Here is a 19,940-nt window from a genome sequence, read left to right as displayed (position 1 = left end):
AGGGGTCATCCCCCTCGGGGAAGCCTCAAAGCAGCTCAGGAGGTTTCTCGATTAGGCACCAGCACATCACGCTGCCCACTGGAAGTGAGCGAGCTGACCAGACCGGCCCTCTCCATCTGCTCCAGCAAATTGGCCGAGCGGTTGTAACCAATGCGTAGTTTGCGCTGAACGTAGGAAATGCTGGCCTTGCGGTCTTTCAGCACGATTTCTACCGCCTGGTCGTACAGCTCGTCCTTCTCACCACCGCCCTCTGCGCCATCCTCACCACCTTCGCCATCCACAGAGCCGCCTTCCAGCACGCCCTCGATGTAGTCAGGCTCACCCTGCTCCTTGAGGTAGCTGACCACGCGGTGCACTTCATCATCCGAGACAAAGGCACCGTGCACACGCACCGGCAGACCTGTGCCACTGGCCATGTAGAGCATGTCACCCATGCCCAGCAAGGTCTCGGCACCCATCTGGTCCAGCACGGTACGGCTGTCGATCTTGCTGGAGACTTGGAAAGCAATGCGCGTGGGGATATTGGCCTTGATCAGGCCGGTGATCACATCCACGCTGGGGCGCTGGGTGGCGAGAATCAGATGAATGCCAGCCGCACGCGCCTTCTGCGCCAGGCGGGCAATCAGCTCTTCAATCTTCTTGCCCACCACCATCATCAGGTCGGCCAGCTCGTCGATCACGATGACGATATGCGGCAGACGCTGCAGCGGCTCGGGCTCCTCGGGCGTCAGGCTGAAGGGGTTGGGAATGGACTCTTCACGCGCTTTGGCATCGTCGATCTTGCTGTTGTAGCCCGCCAGATTGCGCACCCCCATCTTGCTCATCAGCTTGTAGCGGCGCTCCATCTCGGCCACGCACCAGTTCAGGCCATTGGCGGCCTGCTTCATGTCGGTGACCACAGGGCACAGCAGGTGCGGAATGCCTTCGTAGACCGACATCTCCAGCATCTTGGGGTCGATCATCAACAGGCGAACATCACGCGCCTCTGCCTTGTAGAGCAAAGACAGGATCATGGCGTTGATACCCACGGACTTGCCCGAGCCGGTGGTACCGGCCACCAGCACGTGGGGCATCTTGGCCAGATCGGCCACCACCGGGTTGCCCACGATGTCCTTGCCCAGCCCCATGGTCAGCATGCTCTTGGCATCGTGATAGACCTGTGAGCCCAGCACTTCGGACAGGCGAATGGACTGGCGCTTGGCGTTGGGCAGCTCCAGCGCCATGAAGTTCTTGCCGGGGATGGTTTCGATCACACGAATCGACACCAAGGACAGCGAGCGCGCCAGGTCCTTGGCCAGGTTCACAATCTGCGAACCCTTGACGCCCGTGGCTGGCTCGATTTCGTAACGCGTGATGACCGGGCCCGGCATGGCCGCAACCACGCGCACCTCCACACCAAAGTCCTTGAGGCGCTTTTCGATCAGGCGGCTGGTCATCTCCAGCGTTTCAGCAGAGACAGACTCCTGGCGCTGCTGTGCCTCATCGAGCAGGTCGACCTGCGGCAGCTTGCTATCGGGATGATCGGTAAACAGCGGCTTTTGGCGCTCCTTGACCACGCGGGCGCTGGGCTGGGCTTGCTCTTGCAAAGAAGGCTCAATGATTTGCACCGGCTGATGGACAGGGGCCGTGATGGCGCCTTCGCTGCGGTCAAACACCACTTCTTCACGCTCACGCGCCGCCTTCTTGCCGGCGGACACATCCTTGGCGATTTCACGACGCTCGCGGCCAAACTGAATCATTCCATCCAGACGCGCGCCCAGCCCTTCGGCCAGCTTCCCCCAGGAGAAGCCAAACACCATGGCTGCGCCCAGCACAAATAGGCAGATACCAATCAGGCCCGAGCCCGAAAAGCCCAGCCATTTCAGCGCATTGAAGCCCATCATGTAACCAAAAACGCCGCCTGCGGGCCCAGGCAGCAGGCTTTCGAAGCGATACAGACGGGTCCACTCCAGTGCGCAGCTGGCCACCATCAAGATGACCAGTCCACCCCAGAACAGAAAGCGGCGACGCCACAGCGGCATCAATGCCAGGGGGCTTCCGTCTTTGTTCACTCCGCCACGCATCCAGCGCACCAGCGAGGTGATCCAGGCCTGCACGGCCGCCAGCACCAGCCACCACACGGACATGCCAAAACCAAAGTAGCAGGCGTCAGCCAGCCAGGCCCCTACACGCCCCATCCAGTTATGGACGAACGGCATTTGCCCGGCCCCGGAGGTGGACCAGGCTGCATCTTGTGGTGAGTAGGTAAACATGGCCATCAGCCAGAACACCAGACCCAGCAGGCCAATCAGCAGCAAAACCTCCTGGCTGAAACGGATCACCCCGTAGCGCGGAGTGGCAGCGCGGGATTTGGCTTTGCTGGAAGAAGACGCCTTTGAAGCGTTCAATGTGTATGTCATACGCAGGCGCAAGCTTACCTTAGCCCCTTATCCAAGCGGGACGTTCGGCCAAGCTAACGGACAGCGTAATGCAAGTACATGCAACAAAACCAGCAGATCGAGACATCGCTCGCTTCATCACTATCATTTTTAACAATTCCGGTGATTAAAACTGCTGCACACGCAGAGCTTGATCCAGAGCGATACTCCCACATCTTCCCCATATCTTCATGACTGCACGCCGGTTGTCGGCCTGCCTTTTTTCAGAGATCTGCTTCATGTCCTCTACCAAACACGCACAAGTTCTCATCCTTGGGTCCGGCCCTGCCGGCTACACCGCCGCCGTTTACGCGGCCCGCGCCAACCTCAAGCCTTTGCTGATCACCGGCATGGCCCAGGGCGGCCAGTTGATGACAACAACGGAAGTGGACAACTGGCCCGCAGACGTCATGGGTGTGCAAGGCCCCGAGCTGATGCAGCGTTTTCAAGAACACGCCGAGCGCTTCAAGACCGAGATGGTGTTTGACCACATCAACAAGGTGGATCTGTCCAAGCGCCCCTTCACACTGACCGGCGACAGCGGCACCTACACCTGTGACAGCCTGATCATCGCCACCGGCGCATCGGCCAAGTACCTGGGTCTGCCTTCTGAAGAAGCCTTCATGGGCCGCGGCGTCTCGGCCTGCGCCACCTGCGACGGTTTCTTCTACCGCGACCAGCCCGTGTGCGTGATCGGCGGCGGCAACACTGCCGTGGAAGAGGCTTTGTACCTGTCCAACATCGCCAGCAAGGTCACCGTGGTGCACCGCCGCGACAAGTTCACGGCCGAACCCATCCTGGTGGACAAGATGATGGAGAAGGTCAAGGAAGGCAAGATTGAGCTCAAGACCCACTTCACCCTGGATGAAGTGCTGGGCGACCAGAGCGGCGTGACCGGCATCCGCATCAAGAGCACGCAGGACGGCACGACCGAAGACGTCAAGCTGCAAGGCGCCTTCATCGCCATCGGCCACCACCCCAACACCGACATCTTCCAGGGCCAGCTGGAGCTGGAAAACGGCTACATCGTGACCCAGGGCGGCCTCAAGGGCTTTGCCACCCAGACCAGCGTGCCCGGCGTGTTTGCCGCTGGCGACTGCCAGGACCATGTGTACCGCCAAGCCATCACCAGCGCCGGCACAGGCTGCATGGCAGCGCTGGATGCTCAGCGCTTCCTCGATCAAGAAGCCTGAAAAAGGTCTGCCATATAAAAACAGGAGCTGCTAGCGCTTGCCTGCCCTTCACTTCAGATACTTTTCAAACTGAAGTGAAGGTGCAATCAGCGCTATGCGCTCCTTTTTTATCTCGATATGCCCGTTGCAGCCGCGCCCTCTGCTGCAAAGCAGAAAAAATCGGCTCATAGCAAAAGCCCTCAAGACAGGCCAGCTTTGACCATACCCAAGAGCTTTTTGGCGAAAACGCTATAATCGCAGACTTTGCTGAATTCTAGGTAGTACAGACTAGGTGCTTCGCAGCATCTTGTGCCATCGGGACTTCCGCAATCGGGCTACCGCCACCCATTACAAACTGGCGAGGTGAGGTTGTCGGCACATCCTGCTGCGCAAGCAGGAGCTCAGAGCCGGCGGCCGATTCAACTATCGGAGTGTCCAAATGGCACGCGTATGTGAAGTTACGGGCAAGAAGCCCATGGTGGGCAACAATGTTTCCCACGCCAACAACAAGACCAAGCGTCGTTTCCTGCCTAACCTGCAATACCGTCGTTTCTGGGTGGAAAGCGAAAACCGTTGGGTGCGCCTGCGCGTTTCCAGCGCTGCTCTGCGCCTGATCGACAAGAACGGCATCGACTCCGTGCTCGCAGACATGCGTGCTCGTGGCCAAGCTTAATTTCCTGAAGGAGAAACACCATGGCTGCTAAAGGCGGACGCGAAAAGATCAAGCTGGCTTCCAGTGCCGGCACAGGTCACTTCTACACAACGACCAAGAACAAGAAGACGATGCCTGAGAAGATGTCGATCATCAAGTTCGACCCCAAGGCTCGCAAGCACGTCGAGTACAAGGAAACCAAGCTGAAGTAATTCAGACTGTTTCTTGAAAAAACCGCCTCATGCAAGTGAAGGCGGTTTTTTTATGCCTGCCCTCATAGAAAGACATAAAAGCCGCCCGCTCTTGCAATGTTCTTGCAGGAGCGGGGCGGCTGAGTCAGGGGATGAGCCGTCTACAGACCAGCACTTTCAAGCTTGGGCCGAGCGCAGCTTGATGGAGAAATCTTTAAGCACGGCAATGCCACTGGCCTCCGCACGCTGGCACCAGGCCTGCAACTGGCCGGTCAACTGTTCACGGCTCAGACTGGTATTCAGCCACAACTGCCGCAGCTCTTCGCGCATGGTCAGCATCTGGTCAATCACCGGGTACGCGGCACGAGCCTGGGCCAATTGGCTCTTGGCGCGCTCAGGCACCTTGTCTACATCGCGATGCAGCCAGCGCTGCACACCCTTGAGCAGCGAAACATCTGCCTTGTGGGCCTGTTTTTGCTTGAGCAAATCTAGCTCTTGCTGCACCGCAGCACGCACACCACGCGCATAGCGAGCCATAACCTCGTAGCGGTTGGCAATGATAGCTTCCAGCGTTAACTCATCAGCCACAGGCTTGACCACCCCGCTGCGTAGGCGCGGGGGCGTCTTCTTGACCTTCGCCCAGCCCAACTTTTGCATCACGATGATATAGACCCAGCCAATATCGAACTCATACGGCTTTACCGAGAACTTAGCCGACGTTGGGTACGTATGGTGGTTGTTATGCAGCTCTTCGCCGCCGATGATGACACCCCAGGGCACCAGATTGGTCGAAGCATCTGGGGCCTCGTAGTTGCGATAGCCCCAGAAGTGGCCTACGCCATTAACCACACCAGCCGCCCAGAACGGAATCCAGACCATCTGCACGGCCCAGATCGTCAGGCCAATGGCACCAAACAGCGCCACGTTAACGACGAGCATCAGCGAAGGCCCCATCACGGAATGGCGATAGACATTGCGCTCCATCCAGTCATCGGGCGTGCCATGACCGTATTTCTTGAGCGTTTCCGCATTCTTGGCCTCGGCGCGGTAGAGCTCGGCACCTTCGCGCATCACCTTGGCCAGGCCGCGCGTCTGAGGGCTGTGAGGGTCATCCTCGGTCTCGCACTTGGCATGGTGCTTACGGTGAATCGCCACCCATTCTTTAGTCACCATGCCCGTGCCCAGCCACAGCCAGAAACGGAAGAAATGCGAAGGAATCGGCCCCAGGTCCAGCGAGCGATGGGCCTGGCTGCGGTGCAGAAAGATGGTGACCGCAGCAATCGTGATGTGGGTTGTGAACAAGGCATACAGCAGCAACTGCCACCAGGACAAATCCCACAGGCCATTGGCCATCCAATCGAGGACAGCATTCCAGATCAATCCGATATCCAACGGCATACGCACTCAGCCTTTAAGCAGAAAAACCGTGCCTTGGATAAAGCACGGTTTTTTCATTTTAGGTGACTCGCCTACAAACCCAAAGACACTAGTCTGATGGGCAGTACCAGACTTGCACCGAAGTTACGCCTTTTTCACCCAAACTGCGGCAAAAAAGCCATCTGTTTCATGCTGATGCGGCCACAGGCGCAGGTAGCGCCTGCCTTCTTCACCACCGCTGCACAGCTTGTCGCCATCTGCGACCTTCAATTGCTCCAGCACCTCGCCAGCATCCAGCGGCACGAACTCAGGGTGGGCAGCGCTGAAGGCTTCGGCAATGGCTTCGTTTTCCTGCGGCAAGATGGAGCAGGTCGCGTAAATCAGTCGGCCACCGGCTTTGACCAATCGGGCACTGCTTTCCAGGATGGAGGCCTGCTTGACGGTCAGCTCTTCCACAGCCTTGGCGCTTTGACGCCACTTGAGGTCGGGGTTGCGGCGCAGCGTGCCCAGACCCGAGCAAGGTGCATCGACAAGCACGCGGTCGATCTTGCCTGCCAGACGCTTGATGCGCTCGTCACGCTCATGAGCGATGGCAGCGGGGTGCACATTGGACAGACCCGAGCGTGCCAGACGCGGCTTGAGCGCATCCAGACGGTGGCCCGACACGTCAAAAGCGTACAGACGACCCGTGTTGCGCATGGATGCACCAATGGCCAGGGTCTTGCCGCCAGCACCGGCGCAAAAGTCCACCACCATCTCGCCGCGCTTGGCGTCCAGCATCAGCGCCAGCAATTGCGAGCCTTCGTCCTGCACCTCGATGGCGCCGCGATTGAAGGCGTCGACCTTGGCCAGCGCAGGCTTGCCGTCAACTCGCAATCCGATAGGCGAGAACGGTGTGGGCTCGGCCTTGATGCCTGCTTTTTCCAGTTCCTTGCGTACATCGGAGCGCTTGTCGTTGAGTGTGTTGACACGCAGATCCAGCGGGGCTGCCTGCTCCATGCTGGCAGCCAGTGCCCAGAACTCGTCGCCCAGCTGGGCCTTGAGCGGCTCGACCAGCCACTCCGGCAAGTTGTGACGGTGGGCTTCCATCAGGTCTTCGGGCTTGACGCTGTCGCAGGAGGCCAGCCACTTGAGTTCCTGGGGCGTCAGCGCAGCCTTGATAAAGGTCTCGCTGTCCTGACCATCCTTGTTCTTGACCTTGCCTTCTTTCTTGCCCTGCTCACGCAGCACGGCGGCAAAGCCCAGAATGGCCAGGCGTCGCTCGCGTGCGCCGCTGCCCGAATGCGCCAGCGCTTCAAACAGCAGCTTTTTTCGCAGCACGGTGTAAGTGGTTTCAGCGAGAGTGGCGCGCTCGCGCGGGCCCAGATAGCGATTTTCGCGGAAGAAGCGGGACACCACGGCATCAGCCGGGTGTTCAAAAGTCAGGGCGCGCTTGACCAGTTCGGAGCAAGCGTCGAGAAGGGCTTTGGGATGCATAGTCTGTGATTGTCCCACTGTCGCCTAGGCCCTGGCTTGCGCCAGAACTCTCCCCGCCCCAGCCTACCTCTGAGGATTCATAGTAAAAACAGGCTCCAGCCTTTTACTACCAAGAGCTGATTGCTCACTTTTTAAAGACCATGTCCGATCACGATCTTCCACCACTCATCACCACCACGCCCGGTCTGTACGAACACTACAAAGGCATGCGCTATGAAGTGCTGGACACCGTGCGCCACAGCGAGACGCTGGAACCCATGACGCTGTACCGCGCCCTGTATGGCGAGCACGGCCTGTGGGTGCGCCCTGCAGCCATGTTCAACGAAACCGTGGTAATCGACGGCGTGGAGCAGCCGCGCTTTCGCCGCTTACCCGCCGAGCAGCAAAAGCAGTCCTAAAACGGTCTGCAGCGCTTGTCCTTCCAGCGCTGGAAGCTATTAATAATCAAGCAAGACTGACTCAGCCCTTGATCAAATTGAGCACGGCACGCGGATAAATGATGTGCTCCTGCACCAGTACGCGCGCTGCCAGTTCCTCGGCCGTATCGCCAGGCAAAACGGGTACGGCGGCCTGATCAAGAATAGGCCCCACATCCAGCTCGGCCGTCACGCGGTGCACAGTACAGCCCGCAAACTTGCAGCCTGCATCAATCGCGCGCTGATGAGTGTGCAAGCCCGTGAAGGCGGGCAGCAGCGAGGGATGGATATTGACCATGCGCCCCTCGTAATGCGAGACAAAGCCCGGCGTGAGAATGCGCATGAAGCCAGCCAGCACCACCAGGTCGGGCGCGTAGCGATCAATTACCTGCGCCAACTCGGCATCAAAGGCCTCACGGCTGTCGAATTGCTTGTGATCCAGCACCTCGGTGGCAATACCGTTGTCGCGCGCAAAGACCAAGCCCTTGGCATCAGCCTTGTTGCTCACCACGGCAGCAACCCTGGCGTTGTACTGCTTTGCCCAGTTCTGCTGCTGGGATGCACGCACAATGGCGGCCATGTTCGAGCCGCCGCCCGAGATCAGGATCACGATGTTTTTCATGGGCGGCGATTGTCGCATTGCCAACCCCAAGCTTGCGGGGTTTGCTCCTGTTTCCATGCGCGGCGCTAGGGTCTGTTCACATAACCCTCGCGGTCCACGTGCGTTATGTGAACAAACCCTAAGACTTTTTGAGGAGATCCCCATGCCTTTTGACCCACGCAACACGCCGCTGACCCCAGTGGAAGCCCGCGTTCTGGCCACGCTGATGGAAAAAGCCCGCACCGTGCCCGACAGCTATCCGCTCACCCTCAACAGCCTGGTCACCGGCTGCAACCAGAAGTCCAGCCGCGACCCGGTGATGGAACTGAGCGAAGGCGAAGCCCAGGAAGCGCTGGACAACCTGCGCCTGAAAACCCTGAGCGTGCAGATCAGCAGCGCCCGATCCACCCGCTGGGAGCACAACTTCCCCCGCGGCATCGGCGTGCCCGACCAGTCGGCTGTGCTGCTGGCCCTCTTGATGCTGCGCGGTCCGCAGACGGCTGGCGAGCTGCGCATCAACTCCGAGCGCTGGCACCGCTTTGCCGACATCTCCTCGGTCGAAGCCTTTCTGGACGAACTGCGCGAGCGCAGCGAGGAAAAAGGCGGCCCCCTCGTCGTGCAACTGCCCCGTGCGCCCGGCGCCCGCGAGCAACGCTGGGCCCACCTGCTCTGCGGCCCGGTGGACATCAGCGCACTGGCAGCAGCCAGCGCCAGCACGGGCGCTAGCAGCAGCAACGCATCCGCCCTGCAGCAGCGCGTGGACACGCTGGAAGCCGAAGTCACCCACCTGCGCGCCACCGTGGCCATGCTTTGTGAATCGCTGGGCGTGGAGCCACCTGCAGCTACAACAGCAGAGTAAAAAAGATAGCTGCCAGCGCTGAGCAGATAAGCGCTAGCAGCCATTTCACTCAAAGCCCAGCAAAGCCAACTACCGCGCAAAACCGGCGCACCCCAAGCCAGAGATACCGAGGAAGGGCCGCCCCGCACCGAAGGTATCGTCCCCCTTCTAGGGGGAAGCGACGAAGCCGCTCAGGGGGTAACCCTTCCCTGTCACGGTTCGGACAGAACAAAAAAGAACGTGCGTGCTACAAAACTCCCGCATTAGCAGGAGACAAAGCATGGACTTGGCATTCACCCCGGAAGAACAGGCTTTTCGCGAGGAAGTCCGCCACTGGGTCAGGGCGAACTTGCCCGAAGATATTGCGCACAAGGTGCGCAACGATCTACGCCTGACGCGCGACGATATGCAGCGCTGGGCCAAGATTCTTGGCAAAAAAGGCTGGCTCGGTTATGGCTGGCCCAAGGAATTTGGCGGCCCCGGCTGGAGCGCCGTGCAAAAGCATTTGTTCGAGGAAGAATGCGCGCTGGCGGGCACGCCGCGCATCGTGCCCTTTGGCCCCGTGATGGTGGCCCCGGTCATCATGGCCTATGGCTCACCCGAGCAGCAAAAGCGCTTTCTGCCCGGCATTGCCAGCGGCGAAGTCTGGTGGAGCCAGGGCTATTCCGAACCCGGCTCCGGCTCGGACCTGGCCAGCCTCAAGACCCGCGCCGAGCGCGTGGGCGACAAATACATCGTCAACGGCCAGAAGACCTGGACGACCCTGGGCCAGTACGGCGACTGGATGTTCAACCTGGTGCGCACCAGCACCGAAGGCAAGCCCCAGACCGGCATCAGCTTTTTGCTGCTGGACATGAAATCCCCCGGCGTGACCGTGCGCCCCATCAAGCTGCTGGACGGCAGCCATGAGGTCAACGAAGTCTTTTTCGACAATGTGGAAGTGCCTGCCGACCAGCTGATTGGCGAGGAAAACAAGGGCTGGACTTACGCCAAGCTGCTGCTGAGCCACGAGCGCACCAATATCGCCGATGTGAACCGCGCCAAGCGTGAGCTGGAGCGCCTCAAACGCATTGCCAAGACCGAAGGCGTGTGGGACGACCAGCGCTTCCGCGACCAGATCGCCCTGCTGGAAGTGGATGTGATTGCGCTGGAAATGCTGGTGCTGCGCGTGCTCTCGGCCATGAAGTCGGGCAAGAACCCGCTGGAGATTGCCGGTCTGCTCAAGATCAAGGGCAGCGAAATTCAGCAGCGCTATGCGGAGCTGATGATGCTGGCCGCCGGCCCCTATTCCCTGCCCTATATCCAGGAAGCGATGGAGGCAGGCTACCAGGGCGACTTCCCCGGCGATGTGCTGGGCAATGCGCCGCTGGCTGCCACCTATTTCAATATGCGCAAGACCACGATTTACGGCGGCTCCAACGAGGTGCAACGAAACATCGTTGCTCAGACAGTGCTGGGCTAAGCCGAGCACTGTCTGGCACAGATTTCACGTTCTGCTCCCCCGTGCCCCCTCCGGGAGGGGGTTCTAGATTGAGCTTCGCTGGGTTGGAGTTTGGCGCTTCGCGCCAATTGCGCCCGGTGGCAGGAGACAAATATGGATTTCGATTTTTCCGACGACCAACAACAACTGCGTGACGCCGTGGCCCGCTGGGTGGAAAAAGGCTACACCTTCGAGCGCCGCCAGAGCATCGTCAAGCAAGGCGGCTTTTCACGCGAGGTGTGGAGCGAGCTGGCCGAGCTGGGGCTGACAGCCCTCACTGTTCCCGAGCAATACGGCGGCCTGGGCCAGAGTGCGGTCGATGTGATGGTGGTGATGGAGGAGCTGGGCCGTGGCCTGGTGATGGAGCCGCTGGCGCAGGCGTTTGTCGCCTCTGCCGTGCTGGCCCAGTTTGGTGACGACGCTGCCAAGCAGCTGTGGCTGCCCCAGATTGCCACCGGCGAGAAGCTGGTGGTGCTCGCATCGCAGGAGCATAAAGCGCGCTACCGCATTGACGTTTGCACTGCAAAAGCTACAAAAACCGCCGATGGATATGCGCTGGACGCTACGAAAAACATAGTTCCCGCAGGTGATCAGGCCGATGCCTTCATCGTGCCCGCGCTGCTGGACGGCAAGATGGCCCTCTTCATGGTGGAAAACGGCGTTCAGGGCGTCAGCACCCGCAGCTATGCCACGCAGGATGAAGCCCGCGCCGCCGATCTGATCTGCAAGGCAGTGCCTGCCACCTTGATCACAGCCAACGGCCTGCCCGCGCTGACGCTGGCGCAGGATGTGGCCAATGCCGCCCTGTGCGCCGAAGGTGTGGGCGCGATGGAGCAAACGCTCAAGCTGACCGCCGAGTACATGAACCAGCGCAAGCAGTTTGGCGTGGCCATTGCCAGCTTCCAGGCTCTGCGCCACCGCGTGGCCGATATGAAGATGCAGCTGGAGCTGGCGCGATCCATGAGCTATTACGGCACGCTCAAGCTGGCGGCCCCCGCCGAGGAGCGCCATGTCGCCATTGCCCGCGCCAAGGTGCAGCTGGGCCAGTCCATGCGTTATGTGGGCCAGCAAGCTGTACAGCTGCATGGCGGCATCGGCGTGACCGATGAATATGTGGGCAGCCATTACTTCAAGCGACTGACGCAGATGGAGATGACGGGCGGCGACACCTTGCACCATCTGGGCATTGTGTCGGCCAACATGCAGGATTCTGCGGGCGTATTTGCCTAAGTTTCAGCAACGTTCAGCCAACTTTCAACAAGTCAACAGCACGCCCTGGCGTGCTGTTTTGCTTTAAGGGTGCGCTATGCAGGCGGCATCGCTTCCTATGATCGGCGCATCACTGCGCATAAGGAGACACCAATGAGCAATCAAGACACCGAAAAATACCTGCTGGAATCCATCCGCCTGGCCATGGGCAACGTCAAGGGCCGCGAGCGCGCCACCTGGCCTTTTGGTGCGGTGCTGGTCAAGGACGGCAAGGTGCTGGCCCGTGCCGTCAACCAGGTGGAAGACCTGTGCGACCCCTCGGCCCACGCCGAAATGCAGGCGCTGCGCATTGGCGCCAAGGCCCAGGGTAGCACCGACCTGTCTGGCGCTGTGATGTATGCCAGCGGCTACCCCTGCAGCATGTGCCACACGGCCATGCTGCTGTCGGGTGTGAAGAAAGTCTTTGTGGCTTATTCCAACGAAGACGGCGAGCCCTATGACCTGTCTGCCTCGCGCGGCTACGACGAACTGGCCCGCCCCGCAGACAAGCGCGAGATGCCCGTCATCAACCACCGCGTGCGTGACGCCGGAGAAGACCTGTACGAAGCCTGGCAAAAAGCCGTGGATGAAGACCGAGCCACCGTTTAAGCTGCAACCCAAGCTGTACATGCGTTAGCAGCTATCAAAAACAAAGCCCTGAGTGATGAGTTCAGGGCTTTTTTGTGGAGTGCAAAGACGCTCAGGTCAGCAGATAGTCCACCGGCTTGAGCGGCGCAGGAATCTGAGGGTCGCCCAGGGAGTGACTGAGACTGATCTCGATGCCCCTGCAGATGCTGTCCAGCGCCAGGTCGTTGCTCTCCACACCAAACGGCTCCTCCAGCTCGTCCCCCAGCACGTCGAGACCGTAGAAGGTATAGGCAACGATGGCCACCACAAAGGGTGTCATGAAGGCCGTCACATCCACCAGTCCAAAAGGCAGCAAAAAGCAGTAAAGATGGGCCGTTCGGTGCAGCAGCAAGGTGTATGAGAACGGTATGGGCGTGTTGTGAATGCGCTCGCAAGAGGCTGCGGCCGCAGTCAGGCCATTCAGCGTCTTGTCCACCGACACCGCCAGGCACGGGTCTATGCGCTTGTCACGCACGCATTGCCCCAGATCCTGCCCCATGGCCTGCATCAACATATCGGTACGCTGGTTCAGCGGCAGCAATTGCAGTCGCTGCCACTCGGCCTGCGTCAGCCAATGCTCGGCCGCCACATCATCATTCAGGCCCCGCAACTGGGCACGCAAGGCATGGGAAAAAGCCACGACACGGTGAATCATGCGCACGCGCACATCGTTGGCGCGCTGACGCGGGTCTATGGGGTGGTCGAAATCAATCAGGCTCTGGCACTGACGCGACAGCGTTCGGGCATAAATCAGAATCTCACCCCAGAGCTTGCGCCCCTCCCAATACCGCGCATAGGCAGTGTTATTGCGAAAGCCCAGAAAGATGGCCAGCGGCAGACCGATCAGCGTGAACGGAATCGGCGTAATGGGAATCTTGGTGTGAAAAAGGTTGCCGTGAGCCACCGTGACGATGATGGCCAGCACGATGTTCAGGGCCAGAACACCTTTGATGCGCTGGAGCACCGAGCCTCTGACAATCCACAGCAGCTTTAAGCCCGATGGCCGATCTCTGACGATCATGAAAACGCGAAATAAAAACTAAAGACGGATTCAAACACAGGCGCACAGAGCTTTCAGGCGCTTCTGACAACTCCCACTAAGACAGTCACTTAGTTATGCCAGCGTGAGTTGCGCGGCACATGCGCAATGAGGAACTCCATCTGATCGGCCAGAATGCGGCGGTTGCGCAATATGAAGTCCTCCCACAGTGTGGGCACATAGGGCGTGTAGAGCAGCGGCATTCGGGCCTGCTCCGGTGTTCTAGGCCCCTTGCGGTGATTGCAGGCACGGCAGGCCGTGACCAGGTTCATCCAGGTGTGCTGCCCCCCTTTGCAGACGGGAACAATGTGCTCGCGCGTGAGGTCACCCTCATGGAAGTGCCGCCCGCAATAGGCGCAGATACAGCGGTCGCGCGCGAACAGCTTGGCGTTGGTCAAGGCCGGCTGCAGCTCATGCGGATTGATATTGGAGACACCTTTGGTGCCAATGATGGAGTTGATGTGAATGACTGACTGCTTGCCGGTCACCGCATTGTGGCCACCCCGAAAGCAGGCGATTTCCACGCCTGCTTCCCAGCGCACATCTTGTGCTGCGTAATGCAGTGCCGCTTGCTCCAGCGTGACCCAGGACTGCGGCAGCCCCTGGGCTGTCAGCTTCAAGACTTTCACAACACGCCTCCAGTCAGTCAAACACAGACACAGAAAACGGCAGAGCGTCTTGGCGCTCTTTGGCAGACTCTGGCAGCCTCCCCAGCTGCCTGATTTGAAGCAATATACTCTGAAACTATGTCAAATTGACGGCTTGTGCCGCATGCATCGGCGCCAGCTGCTACAAATAACAAAGCAGCCCATGAAGATATTCCGTGGAATCAAGCACCCCGGCCTTGCCCCAGCCTGCGCTGTGACCATTGGCAATTTTGATGGTGTACATCGGGGACATCAGGCCATGCTCGGCCTGCTCAAGGCCGAAGCGGCCCAGCGCGGCATCCCCAGTTGCGCCATGACGTTCGAGCCGCACCCGCGTGACTACTTTGCCCAGAAGCTCGGCAAACCCGAACTGGCTCCGGCCCGCGTGGGCACGCTGCGCGACAAGCTCAGCCAGCTCGAGATCTGCGGCGTCGATCAGGTCGTGATCCTGCCCTTCAATGACGCGCTGGCCAATCAAAGCCCCGAAGACTTCATTCAGGACGTGCTGATCTCGGGTCTAGGAGCTCGCTATGTACTGGTCGGCGACGACTTCCGCTTTGGCCGCAAGCGGGCCGGCGACTATGCCATGCTCGACAGCGCCGGCCAGGCGCTGGGCTTTGATGTGGCACGTATGAACAGCTATGAGGTGCACGGCCTGCGTGTCTCCAGCACCGAAGTGCGTGCAGCCCTGGCGGCTGGCGACATGCAGCAAGCGGCCAAGCTGCTAGGCCACCCCTATACGATTTCTGGCCACGTGGTTCACGGCCGCAAGCTGGGCCGCAAACTGGCAGAGACCAAGGCCGGGGCTGATGACGGCTTTCGCACCCTGAACCTGCGCTTTGACCACTGGAAGCCTGCGGCCAGCGGCATCTTTGCCGTACTGGTGCACGGGCTCTCAGACGAGCCCTTGCGCGGCGTGGCCAACCTGGGCGTACGCCCTTCGCTGGACCCCAACGACATCAACGGCGGCCGCGTACTGCTGGAGACCCACTGTTTTGATTGGCCCGCACAGCTGGGTGGAGAAGGGGCCTACGGTAAAATCATCCGCGTGGAACTTCTGCACAAACTGCACGACGAGCTGAAGTATGACAGTCTCGATGCCCTGACGGCGGGCATTGCCAAGGACTGCGATGACGCGCGCGCGTTTTTCGCCTCAGCCCACATACCGTCTCATACTTCATCGCACGCCGAGACTCGTCGCCAGACCACGCGCGACCGAATTTGACGCTCGCTGCCCGCACGCCACATGCGCCGCAGCGCTCTGGCGCATACCTCACTTATCACGCCCAGGCAGTTCTGCCCGGGCACAGCATTGCTTTCAAGGTTCCCCATGTCTGATTCGAAGTCCAACAAGCCCGAAGCGTCCGCCTACCGCGCCACGCTGAACATGCCCGACACCCCCTTCCCCATGCGCGGCGACCTGCCCAAGCGCGAGCCCGCCTGGGCCAAGGAATGGGACGACAAGGGCATCTACAAAAAGCTGCGCGATGCCCGCAGCGGCGCGCCCAAGTTCATCCTGCACGACGGCCCTCCCTACGCCAACGGCAAGTTGCACATCGGCCACGCGGTCAACAAGATCTTGAAGGACATGATCGTCAAGAGCCGCCAGCTCGAAGGCTTTGATGCGCTGTACGCACCCGGCTGGGACTGCCATGGTCTGCCGATTGAAAACGCCATCGAAAAGCTGCATGGCCGCAATCTGCCCCGCGACGAGATGCAGGCCAAGAGCCGCGTCTTTGCCACCGAGCAAATCGAGCAGCAGATGGTGGACTTCAAGCGCCTGGGCGTGCTGGGCGACTGGGGCCACCCCTACAAGACCATGAACTACGCCAACGAGGCCGCAGAGCTGCGCGCCTTGAAGAAGGTGATGGAGCGTGGCTTTGTCTACCGTGGCCTCAAGCCCGTGTACTGGTGCTTTGACTGCTCGTCTTCGCTGGCCGAGTTCGAGATCGAATACCAGGACAAGCAAAGCCAGACGCTGGACGTGATGTTCCCCGCCGCAGAGCCAGCCAAGCTGGCTGCCGCCTTCGGCCTGGAGAAGCTCTCCAAGGAAGCGTTTGTGGTGATCTGGACGACTACCGCATGGACCATCCCTGCCAACCAGGCGCTGAACGTCAACCCCGATCTGGAATACAGCCTGGTCGACACCGAGCGCGGCCTGCTGATCGTGGCCTCCGCCCTGGTCGAAAAGTGCCTGGAGCGCTGGAAGATCGACGGCACCGTCATCGCCACGGCCCAGGGCAAGGCCCTGGATCACATGCCCTTCAAGCACCCGCTGGCCCATGTGGACAAGGGCTTTGACCGCATCTCGCCCGTGTACTTGGCCGAATACGCCACCGCCGAAGACGGTACCGGTATCGTGCACTCCGCCCCTGCCTATGGTGTGGATGACTTCAACTCCTGCGTGGCCAACGGCATGGAGTACAAGGACATTCTGAACCCCGTGCAAGGCAACGGCGTGTACGCAGCCGATCTGCCCATGTTCGGCGGCCAGCACATCTGGAAGGCCGTGCCCGTCATTCTGGACGCACTCAAGGTCGCCAACCGCCTGATGGACACCACCGGCCTGCAGCATAGCTACCCCCACTGCTGGCGCCACAAGACACCCGTCATCTACCGCGCCGCCGCCCAGTGGTTTGTGCGCATGGATGAAGGCGAAGGCGTGTTCACCGACCCCGCCCAGAAGCCCGAGAAGACGCTGCGCCAGATTGCGCTGGACGCCATCGAGCAAACCAGCTTCTACCCCGAAAACGGCAAGGACCGCCTGCGCGCCATGATCGCCGGCCGTCCCGACTGGTGCATCTCACGCCAGCGCAGCTGGGGCGTTCCCATCCCCTTCTTCCTGCATGTGGATACCGGTGCGCTGCACCCGCGCACCATGGAGATCATCGACCAGGCTGCGGCCATGGTCGAGGAAGGCGGCATCGAAGCCTGGAGCCGCGTGACCACCGAGGAAATCCTGGGCGCTGAAGAGGCCAAGAGCTATACCAAGAGCACCGACATTCTGGAAGTCTGGTTCGACTCCGGCAGTACCTTCTGGCATGTGCTGCGTGGCACCCACCCCGAGCACCACCACGACCAAGGCCCCGAAGCCGACCTGTATCTGGAAGGCCACGACCAGCACCGCGGCTGGTTCCACAGCTCGCTGCTGCTGGCCTCGGCCATCTTCGGCCGCGCGCCTTATCGCGGCCTGCTGACCCACGGCTTCACCGTGGACGGTCAGGGCAAGAAGATGTCCAAGTCCGTGGGCAACACCGTGGCGCCGCAAGACGTGTCCAACAAAATGGGCGCGGAAATCATCCGCCTGTGGGTGGCCTCGACCGATTACTCGGGCGACCTGGGCATTGACGACAAGATCCTGGCCCGCGTGGTGGACGCCTACCGCCGCATCCGCAACACGCTGCGCTTCCTGCTTGCCAACACCAGCGACTTCGACCCCGCTACCGATGCCGTAGCCTACGGCGAGATGCTGGAGATTGACCAGTTTGCGCTGGCCCGCGCGGCCGAGCTGCAAAAAGACATCCTGGCCCACTACAAGGTGTACGAGTTCCACCCAGTGGTCGCCAAGCTGCAACTGTTCTGCTCGGAAGACCTGGGCGGCTTCTATCTGGACGTCTTGAAGGACCGCCTGTACACCAGCGCCCCAAAGAGCCTGGCCCGCCGCTCGGCCCAGACCGCCCTGCACCAGATCACCCAGGCGCTGCTGCGCTGGATGGCACCCTTCCTGTCCTTCACGGCCGAAGAAGCCTGGAAGATCGTGGGCCACAGCGAATCCATCTTCCTGGAGCAGTTCATTGACCTGCCTGAAGGCAATGAAGCCCTGCTGGCCAAGTGGAACCGCATCTGCGAAATCCGCAATCAGGTCAACAAGGACATCGAAGTGGTGCGCGGCACCGGCGCTGTGGGCTCGTCCCTGCAAGCCGAAGTCACGCTGACGGCCGAGCCCGAAGACCTGGCCCTGCTGCAAAGCCTGGCCGATGATCTGAAGTTCGTCTTCATCACCTCGGCGGCGACTGCCGTGGCCGGCGACGCACTGACCACCACCGTGAAGGCCAGCGAGCACGCCAAGTGCGAGCGCTGCTGGCACTACCGCGAAGACGTGGGCGTGAACCCCGCGCACCCCACGATCTGTGGCCGCTGCGACAGCAACCTGCACGGCGAAGGTGAAGTGCGCACCAAGGCGTAAACCGACGAAAGGCCTTCAAAAAGTGAGCTGCCAGCGCTTGCTGGCAGCCATTTTCAGCATTGATCCATACTGAAAGCCTTTTGAATCCAGCGCTATCCGCTATCAAAAACCGCTATCCAACCCTCTAGCAAAGAGCTGTCATGAGCAACACCCCAACCTCTTCTGCAGGCACAGGCCGAATCTGGCCCTGGCTGCTCTGGGCGCTTGTCATCATCGGCGTGGATCAGATCACCAAGCAGATGATTCTGAGCCACTACCAGTATGGGGACTGGATGCCGATCACCAGCTTCTTCAACATCGTGCGGGCGCACAACACGGGCGCCGCCTTTTCCTTCCTCGCGGATAGCGGCGGCTGGCAGCGCTGGCTGTTCGTCGGCATTGGCGTGATTGCCACCGTGCTTATTGTCTGGCAATTGCGCAAGCACCCGGATGAAAAAATGTTCTGCCTGTCGCTGTCCAGCATTCTGGGCGGGGCCATCGGCAACGTGGTCGATCGCCTGCAGCACGGCTATGTGGTGGACTTTCTGGACTTCTACTGGGGCACAAGCCACTTCCCGGCCTTCAACGTGGCGGACATGGGCATTACCCTGGGCGCCATCTTGCTCATCCTGGACGAAATCTTGCGCGCCAGACGGGCCAAGAAACAAGACCAGTCACCCACCTGAAAAGCACTGCCCATCGACACACCCAAGCCCGCTGCATTCAAGCATGCTGCGGGCTTTTTTCATTCCGGCAAGGCATATTCCGGAGTCTTGGCCCAGACCAGTTGATCGCCCTGCCAGTAGCGCAGCTGTATGGGCGTGGTCTGATAGCAGGTGTCCACCACCCAGTCCGCCATGACCAGCGTAGGTGCCAGCACCGGCAAGGCCATGCGGAACATGTCCTGCTCGGCCAGCTTCTGCCGGTTGCCGTATTGCAGCATGTAGCCCGCCGGGCAGTCCTGGGCAGGCTGGCCGGGCCGCGCGGCCAGGTGATGAGGCTGGGCCAGCTCCAGCACCAGCTGGTTGTAGACGCTCAAGGCATTGACCCACAGACCATCGACTTGCAGCGGCTTGGGAAAGCGCACATTGCGCAGCGCACTCAGATCCGGCTGGCCATCGGGGCGCTCCAGCCCCGCTTCAGGCATGTCGCGCTCGATATGACTGCCCGCCGGCAAGGTGATCTCGCCCCAGACCACCGGTTGCGCCAGCGTGATGTGCATCAGCCGCTCCTGCTCGGCCACCTGCTGCGTCTGTCGGTGATCGTTCCAGGCAAACTCCGCCAGTCCCACCACGCTTGATATCGGCAGGATGGACAGCAGCACCGCCAGCCCCCATTGCCAGATACGCAGCGGCGGCCTGGGCCTGCCACGGCGCTGATGCCACAAGCGCCAGCCCCACCATGAAAGCAGGCCAGCCCCCAGCAAGGCTGCCAGCAGCATCAGGACCAGACCGGCCAAAGCGGCAGCGGGTACGGCAGGAATCATGGAACACCTGTTTTGATAGCAACAAACGAAAACTGCGCAAGCATAAGCCCGCGCAGAGATGGTTTTTTATCGGTAAAAACGATGTTGCAAACAGTTCGGTTTTGTTCT

At 60.4% G+C, this 19,940-nt stretch carries 18 protein-coding genes; 11 read left to right on the top strand and 7 right to left on the bottom strand.

Annotated features, from left to right (window positions below; all coding sequences use genetic code 11):
- Positions 1-35: 35 nt before the first annotated feature.
- Positions 36-2,399 (bottom strand): DNA translocase FtsK, encoded by a 2,364-nt coding sequence (locus AC2I9W_RS03940; protein ID WP_486408745.1) that lies wholly within the window; start codon positions 2,397-2,399, stop codon positions 36-38.
- Positions 2,400-2,656: 257 nt separating this feature from the next.
- Here AC2I9W_RS03940 and trxB point away from each other — a divergent pair, with 257 nt between their 5' ends.
- The 3 genes from trxB (at position 2,657) to rpmG (ending at position 4,453) form a co-directional block, all read left to right on the top strand.
- Positions 2,657-3,610: a thioredoxin-disulfide reductase gene (gene trxB / locus AC2I9W_RS03935; RefSeq protein ID WP_486408744.1), complete on the top strand. Its 954-nt coding sequence runs from the start codon at positions 2,657-2,659 to the stop codon at positions 3,608-3,610.
- A 418-nt stretch (positions 3,611-4,028) separates the two neighbouring features.
- Positions 4,029-4,262: a 50S ribosomal protein L28 gene (gene rpmB, locus AC2I9W_RS03930; RefSeq protein ID WP_003058229.1), complete on the top strand. Its 234-nt coding sequence runs from the start codon at positions 4,029-4,031 to the stop codon at positions 4,260-4,262.
- Positions 4,263-4,282: 20 nt separating this feature from the next.
- On the top strand, positions 4,283-4,453 hold the full coding sequence (rpmG, locus tag AC2I9W_RS03925) for a 50S ribosomal protein L33 (protein ID WP_158382837.1): 171 nt from the start codon (positions 4,283-4,285) through the stop codon (positions 4,451-4,453).
- Between the two features lie 156 nt (positions 4,454-4,609).
- Here rpmG and AC2I9W_RS03920 read toward each other — a convergent pair whose 3' ends face one another.
- Both AC2I9W_RS03920 and AC2I9W_RS03915 read right to left on the bottom strand, forming a co-directional pair.
- Positions 4,610-5,830: a DesA family fatty acid desaturase gene (locus AC2I9W_RS03920; RefSeq protein ID WP_486408743.1), complete on the bottom strand. Its 1,221-nt coding sequence runs from the start codon at positions 5,828-5,830 to the stop codon at positions 4,610-4,612.
- 123 nt (positions 5,831-5,953) lie between these two features.
- Entirely contained in the window at positions 5,954-7,285 is a 1,332-nt protein-coding gene (locus tag AC2I9W_RS03915) for an RsmB/NOP family class I SAM-dependent RNA methyltransferase (RefSeq protein ID WP_486408742.1), read from the bottom strand.
- 140 nt (positions 7,286-7,425) lie between these two features.
- Here AC2I9W_RS03915 and AC2I9W_RS03910 point away from each other — a divergent pair, with 140 nt between their 5' ends.
- Entirely contained in the window at positions 7,426-7,683 is a 258-nt protein-coding gene (locus tag AC2I9W_RS03910; RefSeq protein WP_486408741.1) for a DUF1653 domain-containing protein, read from the top strand.
- A 61-nt stretch (positions 7,684-7,744) separates the two neighbouring features.
- On the opposite strand, the gene purN is transcribed toward AC2I9W_RS03910, so the two are convergent.
- Positions 7,745-8,323: a phosphoribosylglycinamide formyltransferase gene (purN, locus tag AC2I9W_RS03905; RefSeq protein ID WP_486408740.1), complete on the bottom strand. Its 579-nt coding sequence runs from the start codon at positions 8,321-8,323 to the stop codon at positions 7,745-7,747.
- 142 nt (positions 8,324-8,465) lie between these two features.
- On the opposite strand from purN, the gene AC2I9W_RS03900 reads away from it, so the two are divergent.
- The 4 genes from AC2I9W_RS03900 to AC2I9W_RS03885 all read left to right on the top strand — a co-directional run bounded on the left by AC2I9W_RS03900 (position 8,466) and on the right by AC2I9W_RS03885 (position 12,477).
- Positions 8,466-9,161, top strand: coding sequence for a YceH family protein (locus AC2I9W_RS03900; RefSeq protein ID WP_486408739.1), 696 nt, complete (start codon positions 8,466-8,468; stop codon positions 9,159-9,161).
- Positions 9,162-9,420: 259 nt separating this feature from the next.
- Positions 9,421-10,602 carry an acyl-CoA dehydrogenase family protein gene (locus tag AC2I9W_RS03895; RefSeq protein WP_486408738.1) on the top strand — a complete coding sequence of 394 codons (1,182 nt, stop codon included), beginning with the start codon at positions 9,421-9,423 and terminating at the stop codon, positions 10,600-10,602.
- A 132-nt stretch (positions 10,603-10,734) separates the two neighbouring features.
- Complete coding sequence (locus AC2I9W_RS03890; protein ID WP_486408737.1) at positions 10,735-11,850, top strand: acyl-CoA dehydrogenase family protein; 1,116 nt, start codon at positions 10,735-10,737, stop codon at positions 11,848-11,850.
- Between the two features lie 132 nt (positions 11,851-11,982).
- Entirely contained in the window at positions 11,983-12,477 is a 495-nt protein-coding gene (locus tag AC2I9W_RS03885) for a nucleoside deaminase (RefSeq protein WP_486408736.1), read from the top strand.
- A gap of 91 nt (positions 12,478-12,568) precedes the next feature.
- Here AC2I9W_RS03885 and AC2I9W_RS03880 read toward each other — a convergent pair whose 3' ends face one another.
- Both AC2I9W_RS03880 and AC2I9W_RS03875 read right to left on the bottom strand, forming a co-directional pair.
- A complete protein-coding gene (locus AC2I9W_RS03880; protein ID WP_486408735.1) occupies positions 12,569-13,516 on the bottom strand; it encodes a bestrophin family protein in 948 nt (315 codons plus the stop codon).
- 89 nt (positions 13,517-13,605) lie between these two features.
- Positions 13,606-14,163, bottom strand: a complete 558-nt coding sequence (locus tag AC2I9W_RS03875; protein WP_486408734.1) for an HNH endonuclease — start codon at positions 14,161-14,163, stop codon at positions 13,606-13,608.
- 181 nt (positions 14,164-14,344) lie between these two features.
- On the opposite strand from AC2I9W_RS03875, the gene AC2I9W_RS03870 reads away from it, so the two are divergent.
- The 3 genes from AC2I9W_RS03870 (at position 14,345) to lspA (ending at position 19,032) form a co-directional block, all read left to right on the top strand.
- Complete coding sequence (locus tag AC2I9W_RS03870) at positions 14,345-15,406, top strand: bifunctional riboflavin kinase/FAD synthetase (protein ID WP_486408733.1); 1,062 nt, start codon at positions 14,345-14,347, stop codon at positions 15,404-15,406.
- 105 nt (positions 15,407-15,511) lie between these two features.
- On the top strand, positions 15,512-18,367 hold the full coding sequence (gene ileS, locus AC2I9W_RS03865) for an isoleucine--tRNA ligase (RefSeq protein ID WP_486408732.1): 2,856 nt from the start codon (positions 15,512-15,514) through the stop codon (positions 18,365-18,367).
- Positions 18,368-18,507: 140 nt separating this feature from the next.
- On the top strand, positions 18,508-19,032 hold the full coding sequence (gene lspA / locus AC2I9W_RS03860) for a signal peptidase II (RefSeq protein WP_486408731.1): 525 nt from the start codon (positions 18,508-18,510) through the stop codon (positions 19,030-19,032).
- Between the two features lie 59 nt (positions 19,033-19,091).
- Here lspA and AC2I9W_RS03855 read toward each other — a convergent pair whose 3' ends face one another.
- A complete protein-coding gene (locus AC2I9W_RS03855) occupies positions 19,092-19,832 on the bottom strand; it encodes a hypothetical protein (RefSeq protein ID WP_486408730.1) in 741 nt (246 codons plus the stop codon).
- Between the last annotated feature and the right edge of the window lie 108 nt (positions 19,833-19,940).

Source organism: Comamonas sp. FUJ_7 (genome assembly GCF_057369555.1).
The sequence above is the reverse complement of the archived record's forward strand: the minus strand, read 5'-3'. Positions and strand labels throughout refer to the sequence as shown.